14 protein-coding genes are annotated in these 18,377 nt (G+C 67.2%); 7 read left to right on the top strand and 7 right to left on the bottom strand.

The features are described from left to right. Nucleotides 1–401: 401 nt before the first annotated feature. The 3 genes from J4O76_RS17045 to J4O76_RS17035 form a co-directional block, all read right to left on the bottom strand. The gene (locus J4O76_RS17045; protein WP_426283046.1) at nucleotides 402–1,031 is read right to left on the bottom strand and encodes a LolA family protein; all 630 of its coding nucleotides are present in this window, start codon (nucleotides 1,029–1,031) and stop codon (nucleotides 402–404) included. Between the two features lie 82 nt (nucleotides 1,032–1,113). Beyond that, a complete protein-coding gene (locus J4O76_RS17040; protein ID WP_426283045.1) occupies nucleotides 1,114–2,502 on the bottom strand; it encodes a carbohydrate porin in 1,389 nt (462 codons plus the stop codon). A 211-nt stretch (nucleotides 2,503–2,713) separates the two neighbouring features. After that, nucleotides 2,714–5,026 (bottom strand): DNA translocase FtsK, encoded by a 2,313-nt coding sequence (locus tag J4O76_RS17035; protein ID WP_426283044.1) that lies wholly within the window; start codon nucleotides 5,024–5,026, stop codon nucleotides 2,714–2,716. 143 nt (nucleotides 5,027–5,169) lie between these two features. Here J4O76_RS17035 and J4O76_RS17030 point away from each other — a divergent pair, with 143 nt between their 5' ends. The 3 genes from J4O76_RS17030 to J4O76_RS17020 all read left to right on the top strand — a co-directional run bounded on the left by J4O76_RS17030 (nucleotide 5,170) and on the right by J4O76_RS17020 (nucleotide 7,486). Beyond that, nucleotides 5,170–6,384 carry a UbiH/UbiF/VisC/COQ6 family ubiquinone biosynthesis hydroxylase gene (locus J4O76_RS17030; protein ID WP_426283043.1) on the top strand — a complete coding sequence of 405 codons (1,215 nt, stop codon included), beginning with the start codon at nucleotides 5,170–5,172 and terminating at the stop codon, nucleotides 6,382–6,384. A 62-nt stretch (nucleotides 6,385–6,446) separates the two neighbouring features. Further along, nucleotides 6,447–6,806 (top strand): hypothetical protein, encoded by a 360-nt coding sequence (locus J4O76_RS17025; protein ID WP_426283042.1) that lies wholly within the window; start codon nucleotides 6,447–6,449, stop codon nucleotides 6,804–6,806. Continuing rightward, complete coding sequence (locus tag J4O76_RS17020) at nucleotides 6,803–7,486, top strand: hypothetical protein (RefSeq protein WP_426283041.1); 684 nt, start codon at nucleotides 6,803–6,805, stop codon at nucleotides 7,484–7,486. The genes J4O76_RS17025 and J4O76_RS17020 overlap by 4 nt, the downstream gene beginning before the upstream one ends. An 8-nt stretch (nucleotides 7,487–7,494) precedes the next feature. Here the strand turns inward: J4O76_RS17020 and J4O76_RS17015 are convergent, their stop codons facing one another. From J4O76_RS17015 to J4O76_RS17000, 4 genes are read right to left on the bottom strand one after another with little or no spacing between them, the layout of a single operon-like run. Further along, on the bottom strand, nucleotides 7,495–8,154 hold the full coding sequence (locus J4O76_RS17015; RefSeq protein WP_107954153.1) for an alpha/beta fold hydrolase: 660 nt from the start codon (nucleotides 8,152–8,154) through the stop codon (nucleotides 7,495–7,497). A gap of 40 nt (nucleotides 8,155–8,194) precedes the next feature. Further along, on the bottom strand, nucleotides 8,195–9,496 hold the full coding sequence (locus tag J4O76_RS17010; RefSeq protein WP_056064457.1) for a CitMHS family transporter: 1,302 nt from the start codon (nucleotides 9,494–9,496) through the stop codon (nucleotides 8,195–8,197). Nucleotides 9,497–9,530: 34 nt separating this feature from the next. Further along, nucleotides 9,531–11,024 carry a porin gene (locus J4O76_RS17005; protein ID WP_426283040.1) on the bottom strand — a complete coding sequence of 498 codons (1,494 nt, stop codon included), beginning with the start codon at nucleotides 11,022–11,024 and terminating at the stop codon, nucleotides 9,531–9,533. Further along, the gene (locus J4O76_RS17000; protein ID WP_426283039.1) at nucleotides 11,021–12,100 is read right to left on the bottom strand and encodes an ABC transporter substrate-binding protein; all 1,080 of its coding nucleotides are present in this window, start codon (nucleotides 12,098–12,100) and stop codon (nucleotides 11,021–11,023) included. The genes J4O76_RS17005 and J4O76_RS17000 overlap by 4 nt, the downstream gene beginning before the upstream one ends. Before the next feature lie 91 nt (nucleotides 12,101–12,191). On the opposite strand from J4O76_RS17000, the gene J4O76_RS16995 reads away from it, so the two are divergent. The 4 genes from J4O76_RS16995 (at nucleotide 12,192) to J4O76_RS16980 (ending at nucleotide 18,369) form a co-directional block, all read left to right on the top strand. After that, on the top strand, nucleotides 12,192–12,857 hold the full coding sequence (locus J4O76_RS16995; RefSeq protein ID WP_426283038.1) for a response regulator transcription factor: 666 nt from the start codon (nucleotides 12,192–12,194) through the stop codon (nucleotides 12,855–12,857). Then, nucleotides 12,847–14,241 (top strand): sensor histidine kinase, encoded by a 1,395-nt coding sequence (locus J4O76_RS16990; protein ID WP_426283037.1) that lies wholly within the window; start codon nucleotides 12,847–12,849, stop codon nucleotides 14,239–14,241. Before J4O76_RS16995 ends, J4O76_RS16990 begins: the two co-directional genes overlap by 11 nt. Before the next feature lie 90 nt (nucleotides 14,242–14,331). Next, a complete protein-coding gene (locus J4O76_RS16985) occupies nucleotides 14,332–16,749 on the top strand; it encodes a bifunctional diguanylate cyclase/phosphodiesterase (protein WP_426283036.1) in 2,418 nt (805 codons plus the stop codon). Between the two features lie 138 nt (nucleotides 16,750–16,887). Further along, nucleotides 16,888–18,369 carry a PAS domain-containing protein gene (locus tag J4O76_RS16980; RefSeq protein ID WP_426283035.1) on the top strand — a complete coding sequence of 494 codons (1,482 nt, stop codon included), beginning with the start codon at nucleotides 16,888–16,890 and terminating at the stop codon, nucleotides 18,367–18,369. Nucleotides 18,370–18,377: the final 8 nt, after the last annotated feature.

Raw genomic sequence — 18,377 nt, 5'->3', positions numbered from 1 at the left:
CGCGATGTAGCGTTGCGGGGGGGTGGGGACAAGGAAGCGTCTGAAGCGCAACGGTCTCCCATCCCTGAAAGGGAGGGGCAGGGGGTGGGTCGGTTTCCACGCATCCGACGCTTCGGTTTTAGAAGGTCAGAAGGCGCCACGGGCAAAGCCCATGTCGTCGACCGGGCTATCGCCCGTCGGCCGCGCTCGAGCGAGTCAGGCAGATCTTTTTGCCTGCCGCTCTACGCGAAAGACCCCCGCTCCGGGGGCATGGAGCGAGGGCCAACTCAGCGTTCGTCACGCAGGCAAGAAATGGGGAAACCATCCGGGCAACAGGGGGAAAAATCCCGAATGCCCCACATCCGCGAGCCACTCTCTAGGAGGCCGAACCTGTCGCTTGCATGAATGACACGAATTTTATGTTATTTTCTTACACCCGTGCGGCGCGGATCGTTCCAGCGGAAGCTGTTGTCGCTGACCGGTTCGCCGAACTTCTGGTTGGTCAGGCGGATCGTCGTCCGGTTGTTCTGGCTATCGAGCGCAACCCACCCCTGCAGCATCAACCCGCCCGGCGCGGTCGCGTTGCGGACGAACACCAGCGTGATCCGGCCATATTCGGGGTGCTTGGGATCGTTCGCCTCGACCGACACGATCCGCTGGTCGTAGCCGGGGACGAGTTTCGCATAGCGCGTGATGTCGCGCGTCGGATCGAGCAGTACGCCGAGCGGCGAGTTCTTGATCGGCCAGCGCTGTACCTGCTTCACCGAATAATCGATGAAGGTCAGCGCGCCGCCCTCCGCGACGATCAGGATCGGCACGCCCTTTTCATACTGGAAACGCAGCTTGCCGGGCTTCTTCAGCGTCAGCACGCCGGTCAGCACCTTGCCGTTGCGATCCGCCTGCGAGAAATTCGCGGTCATGGTCTCGACCGATTGCAGGTGCTTCTGCACGGCGGCGAGGTCACCGGTCGCCTGCGCGGCGATCGGGGCAGGCACGGCGGCGACGGACAAAGCGGCGATCGTCGCGATCACCGCGGGGCGGGTATTGAACATCGAAATCTCCTCAAGGCGCGACCGTTGCCCGCCCGCGCTTGAACCGCCACTGAATTCGGCGAGTTCCGTGAGAGCGCGCGGACTACAGCGTAATCGCGCCCTTCAGGCCGAGCACCGCAACGTCGTCCGCGTCGTGCACGCCGCCGGGGTTGTGGATGAACTGCACGTTCGGGCGCAACTCGAGCCACTTGGTCGGGTGGACGCTGTAATAGATTTCCGACGCATATTCCGCATCCTGCACCGCGGGCCGCGCCGGATCGAGTTCTTGGCCCTTCGCCACGCGTCCGTTCACGTTGGTCCGTGCCACGCCGAAGCCGAGGATGTCGTTCGGCCGCCACGGTACCAGCCCCTTGTAGAACAGCCCGGCGGCGATCTGGTTGTCGGTGGTCGAGGTCGCGCGGTCGGCCTGCGTCGCGTTGAGGAACACGCTGAGCCCGGTGACCGACTTGCCGTCCTTCGAGGTGCCGGTGACCTGTTGCTGGATGTTGAAATACACGCCGTAGCGTGCGCTGCGTCGCAGCGGTTCGAGGCCGGTGATCGCGATCGGCCGGCGGTTCAGGTCGTAGAACACGTCGTCGCCGTTCGAGGTATTGACCCAACCGCCGACCTTGTACGCGCCGACTCGGCCGTCGTCGTCGCCGCGCCGCCATTCGGCCTCGACGGGGATCAGCGCGCCGGTCGCACCGTGGAAATGGCCGATCACGAAGTCCTTTTCGAGGTTGCGCGGGTTCACTTCGTAGGCGGCGGTCTTCAGCGTGAGGTGATCGTTGACGTCGTAGCGCAGCCGCGCGCCCCATTGGCTGACCGGCCAGTTCTGCCAGTAATCGCCGTTCAGATTGCCCGGCGGCGCACCGCAGAAGCTGAGGTTCTGGAAATAGCACGAGAAGGACGCGAAATCCTCGCCCGGATTGGTGCGGCCGATCTTGAGTTCGAGCTTTTCGCCAAGTTTCTGCTCGTACCAGAATTGTGTGAGGCGGACGGTCTGGCCGCGGCCGTACACTTCTTGCACCTGTTGCAGCACGCCGAGATTGGCGTCCGCACCCAGATCGCGACCACGGCGGTAGGTGACGGTCGCCTGGAACGCGCCGCCCCTGAGGCCGACGACCTTGTCGAGATCGAGCAGCACGCCGACGTCGAACTGACCGGTTTCGCGCAGCAGCTTCCGGTCGCCGCCGGAGAAATTATAGGCGCTTTCCGAGGCATAGCGCGCGCTGAGCCCAATACCGCGATCGGCCAGTCGTTTGCGGATATCGAACCAGTCGGCGAACAGGCCGGGGGGCGGTGTACGCTGCGTATCGGCGGTCAGCGCAGAGGGTGAGAGATCGCTGTCACGGCGCACGCCGGAGCGCGGGCGGTGCTGCGTGTCGGTCGCACTGCTGCCGGGGGTCTGCTTGGCGGTATCCTGCGCGGAGACCTGACCGGGTATTGCGAGCGTCAACGCTGCCGCTGCACAGAACCGCCAATTTTCCATAACGCCCACCTGTTTTTCGTAACCTGTATCAATCCCGTATACCGGGCATCGGCTGTTCGGAACCCTTGTCCAAAGGTATGTCTTGATGAGGCGCACCCCTTCCAGTTCTCCCGCGACGGCGGGAGCCCAGGGGTCCAGACGATATCGCGGGTGACTCCTGGACTCCCGCTTTCGCGAGGGAACAGGGGGGCGAACGGCCGCGCGGGCGACGCTAGATTGCATGCCCCTCGGTATCGCGCAGCACTTCGCGGCGGCCGACGTGATCGGGGCGGCCGACGATGCCGTCCTTCTCCATCCGCTCGATCAACCGCGCGGCGGAATTGTAGCCGATCCGCAATTGGCGCTGGAGCCACGAGGTCGAGGCCTTCTGCGACTCGCAGACCAGCTGGATCGCCTGGCGATATTGCTGGTCCTCCGCGGAGTCTTCACCGGTCGGTGAGCCCTCCAGCGCGAAGCTCTCCTCGGGCTCCTCGGTCACCGACGAGATGTAATCCGGCAGCCCCTGCGACCGCCAGTGATCCGCCACCAGCCGCACTTCGTCATCGGTCACGAACGGCCCGTGGACGCGGACGATGCCCTTGCCGCCGGGCATGTAGAGCATGTCGCCCTTGCCGAGCAGCTGCTCGGCACCCTGTTCGCCGAGAATGGTGCGCGAATCGATCTTCGAGGTGACGTGGAAGCTGATCCGGGTCGGCAGGTTGGCCTTGATGACGCCGGTGATGACGTCGACCGACGGCCGCTGCGTCGCCATGATCAGGTGGATGCCCGCCGCGCGTGCCTTCTGCGCGAGCCGCTGGATAAGGAATTCGACCTCCTTGCCCGCGGTCATCATCAGATCGGCAAGCTCGTCGACGATCACCACGATCTGCGGCAGCACGTCGTATTCGAGCTTCTCCTCCTCGTACATCGGCGCGCCGGTGTCGGGATGATACCCCGTCTGCACCTTGCGCCCGAGCGGCTGCCCCTTGGCCTTTGCCCCTCGGACCTTGTCGTTGAAGCCCGCGAGGCTGCGCACGCCGACGGAGGACATCTGGCGATAGCGATCCTCCATCGTCTCGACCGCCCATTTCAGCGCGCGCACCGCCTTGGCGGGATCGGTCACGACCGGCGAGAGCAGATGCGGAATGTCGTCGTACATGCTCAGTTCGAGCATCTTCGGATCGATCATGATCATCCGGCACTGATTCGGCGTCAGCTTGTACAGCAGCGACAGGATCATGCTGTTCAGGCCGACCGACTTGCCCGAGCCGGTGGTGCCCGCGACCAGCAGATGCGGCATCGGCGCGAGATCGGCGATCACCGAATCGCCCGCGATGTTCTTGCCCAGGATGATCGGCAACTGCGCCGACTGGTCCTCGAACGTCTGGCTGCCAACCAGCTCATGGAGCGACACCGCCTCGCGCCGCGCGTTCGGCAGCTCGATGCCGATGACGTTGCGCCCCGGGATCACAGCCACGCGCGCGGAGATCGCGGACATGTTGCGCGCGATATCGTCGGCAAGCGCGATGACGCGGCTTGCCTTGATGCCGGGCGCGGGTTCGAGTTCGTACATCGTCACGACCGGGCCCGGCCGGACCTCGATGATCGATCCCTTGACGTGGAAGTCGTCGAGCACGTTCTCGAGCAGGCGGGCGTTGCGTTCGAGCCCGGCCTTATCGATCACATTGCCCTGGCTCGGCGGCGACGGCGTCAGCAGGTCGAGGCTCGGCAGCGTGAAATTGTCGCGCAGGTCGAGCGACGACTGGCGCTCCTTGGGCTTGGCCTGCGACGGCGCATTCTGGCGATCCGCGATCACCGGGGCAGGGCGCGGGTCGGGCTCGGCGACTGCGCGCGGCTCGACCGGTTTCCGGGTCAACGTCAGCGGCTCGTCGTCGTCCTCGTCGATCTCCGCGAAGCCGTCATAGCCCAGCGCCTCGGTCCGATTGCGGCGGGGAAGGCGCCATTTGCGCTCGCCGAGATCGATCTCGATGCTCTTGCCCCACACGATCGCACCCGCGATCGCGGCGACCAGCCCGATCGCGCGCGCGGACCAGAGCTCGGCGACCGGCTGGCCGATGAAGCTCAACGCCCAGTGCACCGCGCTGGAGACCGACAACCCAACCACGCCGCCCCAGCCAGCGGGGAGTGCGAGTACCGATGTCCCCGATACGAATGCCAGCGCGCTCGCCATCAGCGCGACGCCGATCGCCGCGCCGCGCACCATCCGCACCCAATGCCCGAGCGGCGCGTCACGCCACAGTCGCATCCCGAGAATCGGTCCGATCGGCAGCAGCAACGCGACCGCGGGTCCGAACAGCGTCAGCGCGATATCCGCGAACCATGCACCCGGCGGCCCGACCAGATTGGCGGGGTCGCCGCCCGACGCGGTGTTCAGCGCGGGGTCGCTTGGGTGATAGCTCGCCAGCGCCAGCGCCATCAGCAGCGTGCCGACGAACAACGCGATCGCCGCGATCAGCGCACCGCTGCGGACGGCGCCCGCCTTCACCGTCTCACGCCACAAGGCTGGCTGCGCGCGGCTGGCCATGACCCGTATTCTCCAGATTCTCTACAATAGAGAAATGCATCGTCCCCGGCAGCGTCAACGTCAAGATAACCGCGCTGCAACACGGGTTAAACCGCGTCGGGAACGTCGTTGGCAGCGACCGGCTACCGGGATAAAGCGCGACTATGGACACAGATGTAATCATCCTCGGTGGCGGGCTGGTCGGCGCGACGCTCGCCGTGGCGCTCGACGTGCACGGCATCTCGACGATCGTGATCGACCCCGCCGACCCCGCGGTGACGCTGGCGCCGGGCTTCGACGGCCGCGCCTCTGCGGTGGCGAGCGCGAGCCACCGCATGCTCGACGCGATCGGCATCGGCGCGACGCTGGCGGGGCAGGGCTGTGCGATCCGCCAGATCCGCGTCAGCGATGGCCTCGAACCCGGTGCGCTCGATTTCGTCCCCGCCGCAGACGATGGCGCGCTCGGCACGATGTACGAGAACAAGCTGCTCCGCCGCACGCTGTTCGACGCCGCGACCGCCGCGCCGCATGTCGATCTCCGCATGCGGACGCGCGCGACGACGGTCGACCGTGCCGAATCGGGCGTCACCGCCACGCTGGATACGGGCGACGTCATCCGCGCACCGCTGTTGATCGCCGCGGAGGGCCGCAACTCGCCGACGCGCGAGGCCGCGGGGATCACGATCGCGCGCTGGTCGTACGAGCACACCGCGATCATCGCCGCGTTCCACCACGAGCGTTCGCACGAGGATGTCGCGTACGAGATCTTCTATGCGAGTGGCCCGTTCGCGCTGCTCCCGCTTCCCGACGATGCCGATGGCCACCGCTCGGCAATCGTCTGGACGGTCGACTCGAAGAACGCGCCCGGCATGCTCAAGCTCGGCGACCGCGCGTTCCTCGCTGAAGCGGAAAAGAGCATGGGCGGCTTCCTCGGCACGCTGTCGATGGCGACGCCGCGGTCGAGCTACCCGCTCGGCTTCCACCACGCCGCGCGCATCACCGACACGCGGCTCGCACTGGTCGGCGACGCCGGCCACGGCATCCACCCGATCGCCGGACAAGGGCTCAACCTTGGCTTCCGCGACGTCGCGACGCTCGCCGAAGTGCTGGTCGAGGGCAAGCGCCTCGGGCTGGACCTCGGCGACGCTGCGCTGCTCGCGCGCTACCAGCGCTGGCGCGGACTCGACACGTTCATGACCGCGGCCGCCACCGACACGCTCACCCGCCTGTTCGGCATCCCCGGCAAGACTGCCAGCGCCGTGCGTCGGTTCGGTATCAGCGCGGTCAACGCGATCCCGCCGCTGAAGGACCGCTTCATGGCCGAAGCACGCGGTGAATCGGGTGATCTGCCCAAGCTGTTGCAAGGCGTGGTGATCTAAGTCGCACGCCTCTGGATATGACGCGGCGGGCGCCCTAGCATCGCGTCGGGGGGGAACCGATCATGCAGGGTAAATGGGTATTGGCACTCGTGGTTGCGGTCGGCGCGGTCGCGGGGTGCAGCAATCCGCAGCCGCCGACGGTGCACGCCTCGAAGCACATGACGATCTGGGGCGGGGCCGACGACGTCCGGCGCTTCGTCGCGATCGAGGGCGTGACCGTGCCTGCGTTCAGGCAGGTGCCGATCGGGCCGGCAGCATACGGTGTCGTTCGGATCGAGGCGGCACTCCCGGCCGACCTGGCCGCCGCGACTCTGGACAAGGTCATGCGGGATGCCAGTGACGCGGAACTGAATTACAGCATGGCCGAGACGCGTACGGTGACGACGCCCGCGTCGTGGTCGCTGTGGTTCAGGAGCACATGACGATCTCGCGGGTATGGCCGTATTGCTTGGCGATGATGGTGGCGGCCCCGGTCGACGCGCAACTGCCGTCGAACAGCGTTCCCGTGTTCATCCAGGATGAGCGCGTGCTGGTCGGGACGTACCGCTATGTCGAGCGCGCCGACGGCATGAAAGTGACGGTCCGCCTCAACGCCGACCGTAGCGCGCTGTACCATATCACCTCTGGCGAGGCCGATGCGGACTTCATGAGGGCCGAGGGTTTCTGGACGCTCGCAGGCGACGTGATCCACATCCACAACCGGCCGAGCCCGGTTCGGCTCGAACAGGTGCCGAATCCGGTTCGTGATCCCGCCGTCGGGTTGTCCGTCACCGTCGTGAATGCGGACGGTACGCCGGCGGAGGGGCTCGGGGCGACATGGCCCGAATCCAACGGCCTGTTCGCGATGAGCAACGGGCGACACTCGGCTTCGGTGGAGGAGTTGGGCAACGCGGCACGGTTTTCGGTCGTGAGGCTGTCGGATCGCAAGGTGCTGACGGTCGTGCCGCTCGGCCGCGGGGGGCCGAACAGCTTTCGCTTCACCTACTACCCGAGCGACGTCGAGCCGTTCGACATTCCCGCGATCGCGCTCGATCCCCGTGCGGATCGGCTCGAGGTCGAGATCGGCACGGCGTATGCGCGGCTTGATCGCGTCCGCGACTAGCCGATCGATCAACCGGTCTTCAGCCACTGGCGGAGCAGCGCGGTGACTTCGCCGGGACGCTCCATCGGTGCGAGGTGGCCGCAGGAGCGCAGCATGTGAAACCGCGAGCCCTCGATCCGCGCACTCAGCGCGCGTGCGTCGTCGGGGGTGCAGATCAGGTCGCGGTCGCCGACGGCTACCAGCGTCGGGACGTGGATCGCGGCGATCGCCTCGCTGATGTCGGGGCGTGCAAGCAGCGCGCGTTGCTGGCGTTCGAAGACGGTCTGGCCGACGCGTTCCGCCATCGCCTGTGCGGGGCCGGCGACGATCGCGGTCAGGCGCGGGTCGGCGTGCGGTGCGGTGGCGAGCAGGCCCTGGCCGACGACGGTACGCGGACGCACCTCCATCGACGCGCGCGTGCCGAACAGCGCGATCCGCTCGATCCGGTCGGGGGCTTGCCGCACCATCTCCATCGCGACGTAGCCGCCGAGGCTGACGCCCGCGACCGCGAACCGTGGCGGTGCGCTGGCGAGCACGCGTGCGGCCATTTCGGACAGCGTATCGTCCTGCGACAGGTCGCCGAACTCGACCTGTGCGACGGCGGCGAGGTCGACGATCTGGCGCGCCCAGAGCTGCCCGTCGCAGCCCATCGCGGGGAGCAGCATCAACGGTGTACGCGGTCGGACCATGCGAAATCTCCGGTAGCGGCGGGTTGCGGGGATGCTCACCTCAGGCGACGAACGGGAAGGCGAGCGCGATCATGCCGACGATCGTCATCACGACGCAGACGGCGATCGCGGGCACGAGCGTGAAGCGCTGGTGATCGGCGAGGTCGATCCCGACCAGGCTGACCAGCAGATAGGTCGACGGCACCAGCGGGCTGAGCAGGTGGACCGGCTGGCCCATCAGCGACGCACGGGCGATCGCCTCTGGCGCGACGCCGTAATGCGCGCCGGCCTCCGCCAGGATCGGCAGCATCCCGAAATAGAACGCGTCGTTCGAGATGAAGAAGGTGAACGGCATGCTCAGCACCGCGGTGATCGGCGCCATGTACGGCCCGAGCGCGGGCGGGATCACGCCGACCACCGCCTTGCTCATCGCCTCGACCATGCCGGTGCCGCCGAGAATACCGGTGAAGATGCCTGCCGCGAAGATCAGCGACACCACCGCCAGCACGTTGCCGGCATGCGCGGAAATGCGCTCCTTCTGATCGGCGACGCCGGGATAATTGACGATCATCGCGATCGCGAACGCCAACATCATCAGCACCGACAAGGGGAGAATACCCCACACCAGCAACGTCAGCAGTGTGATGACGAGGGCTGCGTTGAACCAGATCAGCTTGGGGCGACGTGCCTCGGGATATTGCGAGACGGCCATGCCGGTGAACTCGGTGTCCGCGGTGATGCCCGCTTCACCCATCCGGACGCGCTCCTTGCGTCCGAAATACACGGCAAGGCCGATCAGGAAGGCGAGACCGGCGATCATGCCGGGGATCAGCGGCAGGAACAGCGTCGCGGGATCGAGCTTCAGCGCACTGGCGGCGCGAGCCGTCGGGCCGCCCCACGGCGTCAGGTTCATGATCCCGCTCGTCGTCATCAACAGGCAGACGAGGTACAACCGGTTCATGTTGAAGCGCTTGTAGAGCGGCAACAGCGCGGCGATCGTGATGATGTAGGTGGTCGATCCGTCGCCATCGAGGCTGACGAGCGCGCACAGCACGACCGTCCCGATCAGGATCCGCATCGGATCGCCGTGGACCATCCGGATCAGCCGTCCGACCAGCGGATCGAACAGGCCGGTGTCGGTCATCGTCGAGAAGAACAGGATCGCGAACAGCAGCATGACGCCGGTCGGCGCGAGGTTTTTGATGCCGTCGATCATCATCGGGCCGAGGCCCGCGGCCTCGCCCGCGAACACGCCGAAGATCGACGGAATCACGATGAGCGCGACCAGCGGCGTCATCTTCTTGGTCATGATCAACGTCATGAACGTGGCGACCATCAGGAAGCCGAGCAGGGCAAGGTTCATCGCTTCGTCCTAGGAAAGGGCGTGAATAGGGAAATCAGAAGGTGACGCCGACGCGAGCGCTAAGCGTCTGGCCGCTGTCGTTGCCGACATAGTCGCCGGCGCGGTTGTCGGTGTTCCACTGGATCGCGTTCACCTGGAAGCGGGTGAAGGAGTTCAGGTACCAGTTGACGCCTACAGTCGCCGCCCAGCCGTCGCCGCCGGTCAGCAGATTGTCGAAATCGAGGCTTTCGTAGCGCGCGGTCAGCTCGATCGCGCCGACGCCGCCGTCGAACGTCGGCTTCAACACCTTGGGCTGGCCGAAGCTGCCGAGCCGCGGGTTGTATGGCGGCAGGTCGCCGGTCAGGAACAGACCGCCCGAGACGCTCCACGCCTTGCTGACGAAATCGGGACGCCCGCCGTCGAGCCGCGCGTTGCGGCGGCCCGCCTCGCCCATCACCCACAACGGCCCGCGATAGCCGCCGAGCTCGACCCCGTAGCCGGTCGTGCCGGTGCCGCCGATCAGCGGCCCGGTCGACACGCGCAGCGCACCGTTGAAGCGGCCGCCGATCACCGTGTTGCGAGTCAGCGTGCCGGCCACCGACGACAGCGATTCGTCGAAGCCCCACGCGCCGATATGCAGCACGCCGGTATCGGACTTGATCGGGTTCCAGTGCGCGCGGCCGAGCACCGTGCGGCTGTCGCCAACGGTCTGCGTGCCATCGATCCGGTCGCCGGTGATCGTCACCGAGGCATGGCCGGTCTTCCAGAAGATGCGCGGCATCACGCCGATGCCGTAGAAGCCGCGCTGCGGGATGATTGCGGTGGCGACCGTGGTGCGCTCCAGGAACGGCGTCGAATCCGAGCCGGTCGAGCCTTCGAAGCCGCGATCGTTGAACAGGTGACCGGCGCGAACGTCGTAGTCGAGGCCCGGCTTGATCTTGTTGCGCCAGCCGACGAACGCGGTGACGACGTCGACCTCGTTCTCCGAGAAATCGCTCTCGAACTGGTAGAAGAAGTGCGTGCCGACGCCGCCTTCGAGGCCGAGGCGGAGTGCGCGCATGCCGGTCGTGGTGATGTTGCGGCCGTCGTATTTCGAGCCGAAGCTGGAGCTGACATCGGTCAGGATGCGGCCGCGCGGCTTGAACGTGTAGACGCCGTCCGCCGAGTGGAAGACGGGCAGGCCGGCGCCCCATTCGGTGGTCACGCCCGACGGATTGTCGCGTGCGGCGACCGCCTGCGCGACGCTGCGGTCGGCCGGGCCGGGGGGGGCGAGCTGCGGTGCGAACGGCAGGGTGCGGCGCGGCTCGTTGTTCTGCGCGACTGCCTGCGGTGCCGGCTGCAACGGCGCGACCGGAGCGGACGCCTGCGCGACGGCGGCATTGTTCTCCAGCCGATCGAGACGCGACTTCAGCGCGGCGATCTCGGCGGCCTGCGCACGCACCAGTGCGGCGAGGTCGGCGTCGGTCGGAGGCGATGTCGGGACTTGGGCCAGCGCCGGAGTCGCGGCGATCAGCGCGAGTGCGGCGCACCCGGTACGGAAGAGGGTCATTGTTGGGCTCCGGTGGCGAGAATCGCGGTCCAGTCGCGCAGGAAACGCTGGCGCTTGACGCGGTCGAGGTTGACGAGAAGTTGTGGCCCCACGCGGATCGGTCGCGCCTGGCTCGAGGGAAGACGGCGCGCGGCAACGTCGGTGCGGACCGGCCACAGGCTGCGCTTGGCGAGCAGCGACTGGCCCTCGCGCGACAGCAGGAAATCGAGGAACAGCTTGGCCGCCGCGGGGTGCGCGGCCTCGCGCGCGATGAACGCAATCCGCGACGTAACGATCGTGTAATCCTGGAGGAACGCGACGCCGATGCGGGGATCGGTCCGCGCGCGCTCCAGCGCGTAGGAGCCGATGACGTTGTAGGCGATCGCCTGCCGCCCCTCGGCGACGCCGCGCAGCATCGGCTCGCTGGTCCGCGACAGCACGGGCCTGGTCGCCGCGATCGCCTCCAGCAGCGACCGCGTATCGCGCGTGATCGCGAGGTCCTCCGACAGGTACAGATAGCCGACGTTTGAGCGCGCCGGGTCGAACGTCGTGACGCGACCGTCGAGCGCGCGGACGTTCTTCCGCAGCCAAGTCTCCAGCGCGGCATGCGTGCGCGGCACCTGTCCGGGGGGCACGAGGCGCTTGTTGTAGACGATCCCGATCGGCTCAGCGGTGACGCCGAAACCCATGTTCTTCCACACCGATACGGGCGGCAGCGCGGGCTTTTCCGGGCTCGCATAGCCTTGCGCGAAGCCGTCGTTGATCAGCTTCACTTGGAGGTCCATCGCCGACGACCAGACGAGATCGGCTGACATGCGGCGCGCGCGCGTCTCGGTGACGAAGCGGCGGTACATCTCGGTCGAGCCGATGTCCGCGTACAGCACGGTGATGCCCGGATAGCGCTTCCGGAACGCGGCGACGACGGGCAGCAGTTCGGCGCGATCGGCATTGCCGTAGATCCGCACCTGCCGCTCGGCACGCGCGTCGGAGATCAGCTGGTCGTAGGAGCGCGGGTAGTTGGCAGGGCGCTGCGCCACGACGGCGGTCGCGGTGAAACTCGTAGCCAGCAGTGCGATCTTCAGAAAAATTCGTGCCATCGTCACTCTCCTCGCCTTCCGTCTCTGTGTTCGGATAGACTGCAACGGTGGAGTACGAACCGAACCTGTCACCAACCTTTCATGGGTTTTCATGCGCATCCTGCTGATCGAGGACGACGCAGCATTGGCGCGCAGCATCGCGGCGTTGCTGCGCGCGGGCGGTAATGCGGTCGATCACGTCGCGACGGGCGAGGATGCGCTGTCGGTGATCGCGGGGGAGCCGTATGCGCTGGTGATCCTCGACGTCGGGCTGCCCGGTATCGACGGGTTCACCGTGCTGGAGACGCTGCGCCGTCGCGGGGAGCGGGTGCCGGTGTTGATGCTGACCGCGCGCGATGCGCTCGACGACCGCGTGCGCGGGCTCGACCTCGGCGCTGACGATTATCTGCGGAAGCCGTTCGACCCCGAGGAGTTGGAGGCGCGTGTCCGGGCGCTCGGCCGGCGGCGTGGCGGCGACCCGCTGCCGGTGCTCAGCGTCGGTACGCTGACGATCAACCGCTCGACCGGCGACGCGGATATCGCCGGTCGTGCGCTCGACCTGCGTCGGCGGGAGCGGGCGGTTCTGGAGGCGCTTGCCACCCGAGCTGGCCGGGTCGTCCCCCGAGCGTTGCTGATCGGCGAGGTGTTCGGGTTCGACGAGCCGGTCGGCGACAACGCGATTGAGGTCCACGTCACGCGCCTCCGCGGCAAGCTCGCGCCCGACGGCCCCGGTATCCGCACCGTCCGCGGAGTCGGCTACATGCTCGATGCCGGCTGAGACGCGTACCCCAGCGCTGCGTACGCGCCTGCTGGTCGCGGTGCTTGGACCGCTGCTGGCGGCGGCGATCTTGATCGGCGTGGTCGGGGCGACGCTGATCGCCGACGTCGTCCGCCGCACCAACGATCGCGTGCTCGGCGGTGCGCTCGGCGCGATCGCCGAGACGGTGCAGGTCGAGCGCGGCGAGGTCACGCTCGACCTGCCGTCCGCCGCGTTCGGGATGCTGGAGAATACCGAGCGCGACAACGTCTATTACCGCGTCGCCGTCGGGCCGGACCTGCTCACCGGCTATGCGGATTTGCCCGCGCCCGATCCCGCGACGCTCGATATCGACGTCCCGCGCTATCGCTTCGCGCGCTACCGCGGCCAGCAGATCCGCATCGCCGAGGTCCGCCGGTCGCTTCCCCGGATCGACAAGCCCGTCATCGTCCAGATCGCCGAGACGCTCGACAACCGCGGCGCACTCACCCGCCGGCTGATGCTCGCGCTGCTGATCGGCGAATGCGTCCTCGTCGGTGCCGCGGCGTTGCTCATCCGGCCTGCGTTAGGCTGGAGCCTCCGCCCGCTCGCCCGCCTGCGCGGTGCCGTCGAAGCACGAGACGGCCGCGCCCGCCCCGATTTCTCGCCACTCGACACAGGCCCGCTCCCGAGCGAACTCCGCCCGCTGGCTGGCGCATTCGACCGGCTTCTGGCGCAGCTCGACACTGCCACTGTCGGCGTCCGCCGCTTCACCGCAGATGCCTCGCACCAGATGCGCACGCCGTTGTCGGTGCTGAAGGTCCAGGTCGCACTCGCTCGTCGCGGTTCGGGACCGGAACGCAGCGTCGCGCTCGACGAGATCGCCGACGCGGTGGTGCGCCTCGAACGCCTGGTGACGCAGTTGCTGGCGTTGGCGCGCGCCGAAGAGGCCGGGGTGTCCGCGCCACTCGAGGCGGTCGACCTGCGCGAAGTGGCGGTGGCGGTCATCACGCGACAGATCAACCGCGCGATCGAAGCCGGCATCGACCTGACGATCGAGGGTGACCCCAAGGTTCGCCACGTGGTTGCCGGCCACCGCACGCTGATCTTCGAGATCGTATCGAACCTGATCGACAACGGCATACGCTACAACCGGCGCGGCGGCACCGTCTCGGTCAGGCTCCAGACGACGCCATCGGAGACGACGATCGCGGTGGTCGACGATGGGCCGGGGATACCGATCGACCAGCGCGAGATGGCGTTCGACCGGTTCGTCCGGCTCGGCGCGACTGGGAGTCCGGAGGGAAGCGGCCTCGGCCTGGCGATCGTGCGGTCGGCAGCGACTCGCCTCAACGCGACCGTGGCGTTCGGCGAGGTGGCCAGTGGCACGAGCGTGATCCTGCGGTTCTTTAACGCGAACGAGTAACCTGCATCAACGCGGCCCAACACGCGGGCAGCGGCGCGTGCCTTTTCGTTAAGGTGTTCGTGCCACTCGGGAAAAAACGACCGAGCGACCATGCTACCCACTCTCTTCAATCTTCATTTCCAGCATTCGGGCTATCTGGTCGTCGTCGCGATCGGCATCTGCCTGACCGCGAGCTGGTCCGTCTCTCTCCTCACGACCGACATGGCCAATGCGGCGCAGCGCGAGCCGTTCGGCTGGCGTCACGGCGCGCTGACACTGGCCGCCGGACTGGGAGTGTGGGCGACGCACTTCATCGCGATCCTCGCATATCGGCCCGACCTGCTGCTGCGCTACGACCCGTTCGTGACGACGGTATCGGCGCTGGTCGGGATCCTGACCGTCGGCGTGCCGATCGTCGCGATCACGCGGTTGCGGTCGCACAACGGGCGGATCGTCGCGGCGGGTGCGGCGGGGGCGGGGATCTGGTGCATGCACGCGGTCGGCATCACCGGCATGACCGACTGCATCCACGTCTTTTCGTGGCCGACCAACGTCGCCGGGCTGATCATGGGGACGCTGCTGCTGTCGTCGTGGCAGATCAACCGTGGCTGGTCGCGCTCGCGGCCGATCGGGTGCCTGGTGTTCGCGCTGTCGATCTGTGTCACGCATTTCCTGTCGCTGTCGGGCGACCTCGTCCTCGGCAGCATCAACGAGGTGCCCGGCAGCGTGTTGTCGCCGGGGCTGGTCGCGGCCTGCATGACCTTTGCCGTGTCGGTCACGTGCCTCGGCAGCCTGCTGACCTTCGCGCGGTTCAAGACGACGCGCGAGGAAGAGGCGCAGACGCTGAAGTCGGTGATGGAGAGCATGTCCGACGGGCTGGTGTTCATCGACCGCGAAGGCCGCCTGCGTCATTTCAACCGGCGTTTCCTCGACCTGTTCAACACGCCGGTCGACGCGATCGGCCCGGGGCTGACGATCGACCAGTTCCTCGACGTCATCGCGACATGCCGCGGCTGGGCGGCGGAGAAGCGTACGTTGGTCGGGGGCGCGATGAAGCAGTGGGTGCAGCTCGACGACGACTTCGACCGCGAGTGCGAGATGGAGGATGGCCGCACCTATCAGATGCAGTGCCGGTCGATCCCGCGACAGGGCATCGTGCTGACGTTCAACGACGTCAGCGCCGAACGCCGTGCGCTCGATAACCTCACGCATCTTGCCTATCACGACCCGCTGACCGGCCTGCGCAACCGCCGCGCGCTGCGCGAGGAGAAGGAGGCGCGGATCGGTCTGGGCAAGCCGTTCTCGCTGCTGTTGATCGATCTCGACGATTTCAAGCGGATCAACGATGCGTATGGCCATGCGGTTGGCGATACGCTGCTGATCCATGTCGCGGCCGAGCTGACGAGCCTGCTGCCCGACGACAGCTTCGTCGCGCGGATGGGCGGCGACGAGATCGCGATCATCGCCACGCAGCTGGGCGACGCGGCGACCGCGCTGGCCGACACGATCGTCGTCCGGCTGAGCGCGCCGGTGATCATCGACGAACGCCGGCTGCTGCCCGGATGCAGCATCGGCATCGCAGGGTTCGCCAACGACCTGACCCCCGACGAACTGATGAAACGCGCCGACATGGCGCTGTACGAGGCGAAGCGACGCGGACGCCGGCGTGCGCAACCCTATGTCTCGGGCCTCGCCGAACGCCTGGTCGAACGGCAGCACATCACCGACGACCTGTACGAGGCGGTGCAGAATGGCGGCTTCTCGCTCGCGTTCCAGCCGGTGGTGGCACTGTCGTCGGGCATCACGACGGGATACGAGGCGCTGATCCGCTGGAACCACCCCACGCGTGGCTGGATCTCGCCCGATACCTTCATCCCGATCGCCGAGGATTGCGGCCTGATCGAGGAGATCGGCCGGTGGGTGATCATGGAAGCGTGCCGCCAGCTGGCGGGCTGGTCGTCGCACCTCCACGTCGCGATCAACGTGTCGGCGGGACAGCTGAAGTCGGACGCGCTGCTGCACCACCTGACGCAGGCGATCCTGGTCCACGGTGTCGCGGCGGAGCGAGTCGAGGTCGAGATCACCGAGACCGCGCTGATCGACGATGCCGCGCGCACGGCGGCGATGCTGGCGCGGATCCGCCGGACCGGGATCAAGGTCGCGCTCGACGATTTCGGCACCGGCCAGTCGTCGCTCGCGCATCTTCGCGATTTCCAGTTCGACCGGATCAAGATCGACCGGAGCTTCGTGATCGAGGCGGGCTCCGATGCGCGGTGCATGGCGGTGCTGCGCGCGACCGTCGCGATCGGCCAGGAACTCGGCGTCCTCACGCATGCGGAGGGGGTCGAGACACGCGAACAGCTCGAACTGCTGCGCTCGATCGGGTGCGACGCGGTGCAGGGCTATCTGGTCGGGCGACCGGTCGTGCCGTTCACCGATGCGGTCGACACCCTCGTGCCAGCGGCGGTGGGCATGGGTTCGAGCCCGATCGACGGAGAGTCGGCCGCCGTCGCACGGATCGCCGCCTGACGGCGTATCGGCAGATGCGCGGCGCGATCGCGTCGCGTTCGCGCGTTCTCCCGTCACGCACCCCGGCGGTGCAAATGCTTCGGCGCAATGACGGTATGCTATTGTCGACGCGCGAGACTTTAGGTAGCAAATACTTGCTTGGAACAGAGTAAGAACCAGACGTCCTTGCGGGACGAGGATGCCGATCATACGCTGATCCTGGCGGCATTCGGCCGTTCGCTCGACGCGGCGGATCCTTTCGTGGTCGGGTTCAACGAAGCGATCTTGCCTATGGCGATCAGCGATCCGACGCTTCCCGACAACCCGATCATTCACGTGAACGCGGCGTTCGAGCGCCTGACCGGCTATGCCCGCGACGAGGTGGTCGGCCGGAATTGTCGGTTCCTGCAAGGGCCGGAGACGTATCCCGAGGACGTGTCGCGGCTGCGGGATGCGATCGGGCGGTCCGAGCGGCTCGAGATCGACCTGCTCAACCACCGCAAGGACGGGACGCCGTTCTGGAACCGGCTGCTGGTCGCGCCGGTGTTCGATCGCAGCCGGCATCTGCGCTATTACGTCGCGTCCCAGCACGACGTGACGCTCGAACGCGAAACGCTCGCGCTGCTGGAGGCCGAGCAGCGCGAGCTCGAGGCGTCCGCCGCGGAGACTCAGGTTCGGCTCGCCGACAGCGCCGCGCGGCTGCAATTCGCGTTAAAGGCGGGGCGGCTGGGCGCGTGGACCTTCGATCCCGCCAGCCAGCATCTCGACGCGTCGGATGGCTGCAAGATCGTCTTCGGCTATGATCCGGGCGCGGCGTTCGGTTATCCCGAGTTCCTCGAAACGATCCATCCGGAGGATCGCGCGCGCGTCGTCGAAGCGATCCAGGAGACGATCGCGACGGGATGCGATTACGACATCGAATACCGCATCGTGACGCCGACGGCCGAGGTTCGCTGGGTCGCGATCCGCGGCGAATTGCTGACGCGCGCGGATGGCACGGCGCTGTCGATGACCGGCTTCTCGACCGACATCACCGAGCGCAAGCGGACGGAGGAGCACCGCGCTTTGCTGGCGGGGGAACTGACGCACCGGGTGAAGAACACGCTCGCGACGGTCAGTGCGATCGTCAACCAGACGTTGCGCGATGCAGCCTCGATGTCCGAGGCACGCGACACGATCGGTGCGCGGATCGGATCATTGGCGGTCGCGCACGACCTGTTGCTGCGCGACGAGGTCGAGGGCGCGACGATTGCCGATATCGTGACCGGGGTGATGGCGCCGTTCGACGATGGCGGCGGTCGCCTGTTCTCGGTCGAGGGGCCGCATGTCCGGCTCGAGCCGCGCGTGACGCTTGCCTTGTCGATGGCGCTTCACGAACTGGCGACCAACGCCGCCAAATATGGCGCGCTCCACGTCGCGGGCGGGCATGTCACGATTTCATGGAGCGTCGGCATCGGCGAGGGCGGACGCCGGCTGGCCTTCATGTGGGAGGAGACCGGCGGCCCGGTGGTCACCACGCCGACGCGCACCGGTTTCGGATCGCGGATGATCGAACGCGTGCTCGCACAACATATGCGCGGCACCGCCCGGATCGAGTATCGCGACACCGGCGTCGTCTTCACGATCGACGCGCCGCTCTAGGCTCGCTC

The sequence above is a fragment of the Sphingomonas sp. NFX23 genome, from assembly GCF_049887795.1.
In the GTDB taxonomy this organism is placed as follows: Bacteria; Pseudomonadota; Alphaproteobacteria; order Sphingomonadales; family Sphingomonadaceae; genus Sphingomonas.
Note: the sequence above shows the minus strand (reverse complement) of the source record. Positions and strands in the feature narration are given on the sequence as shown.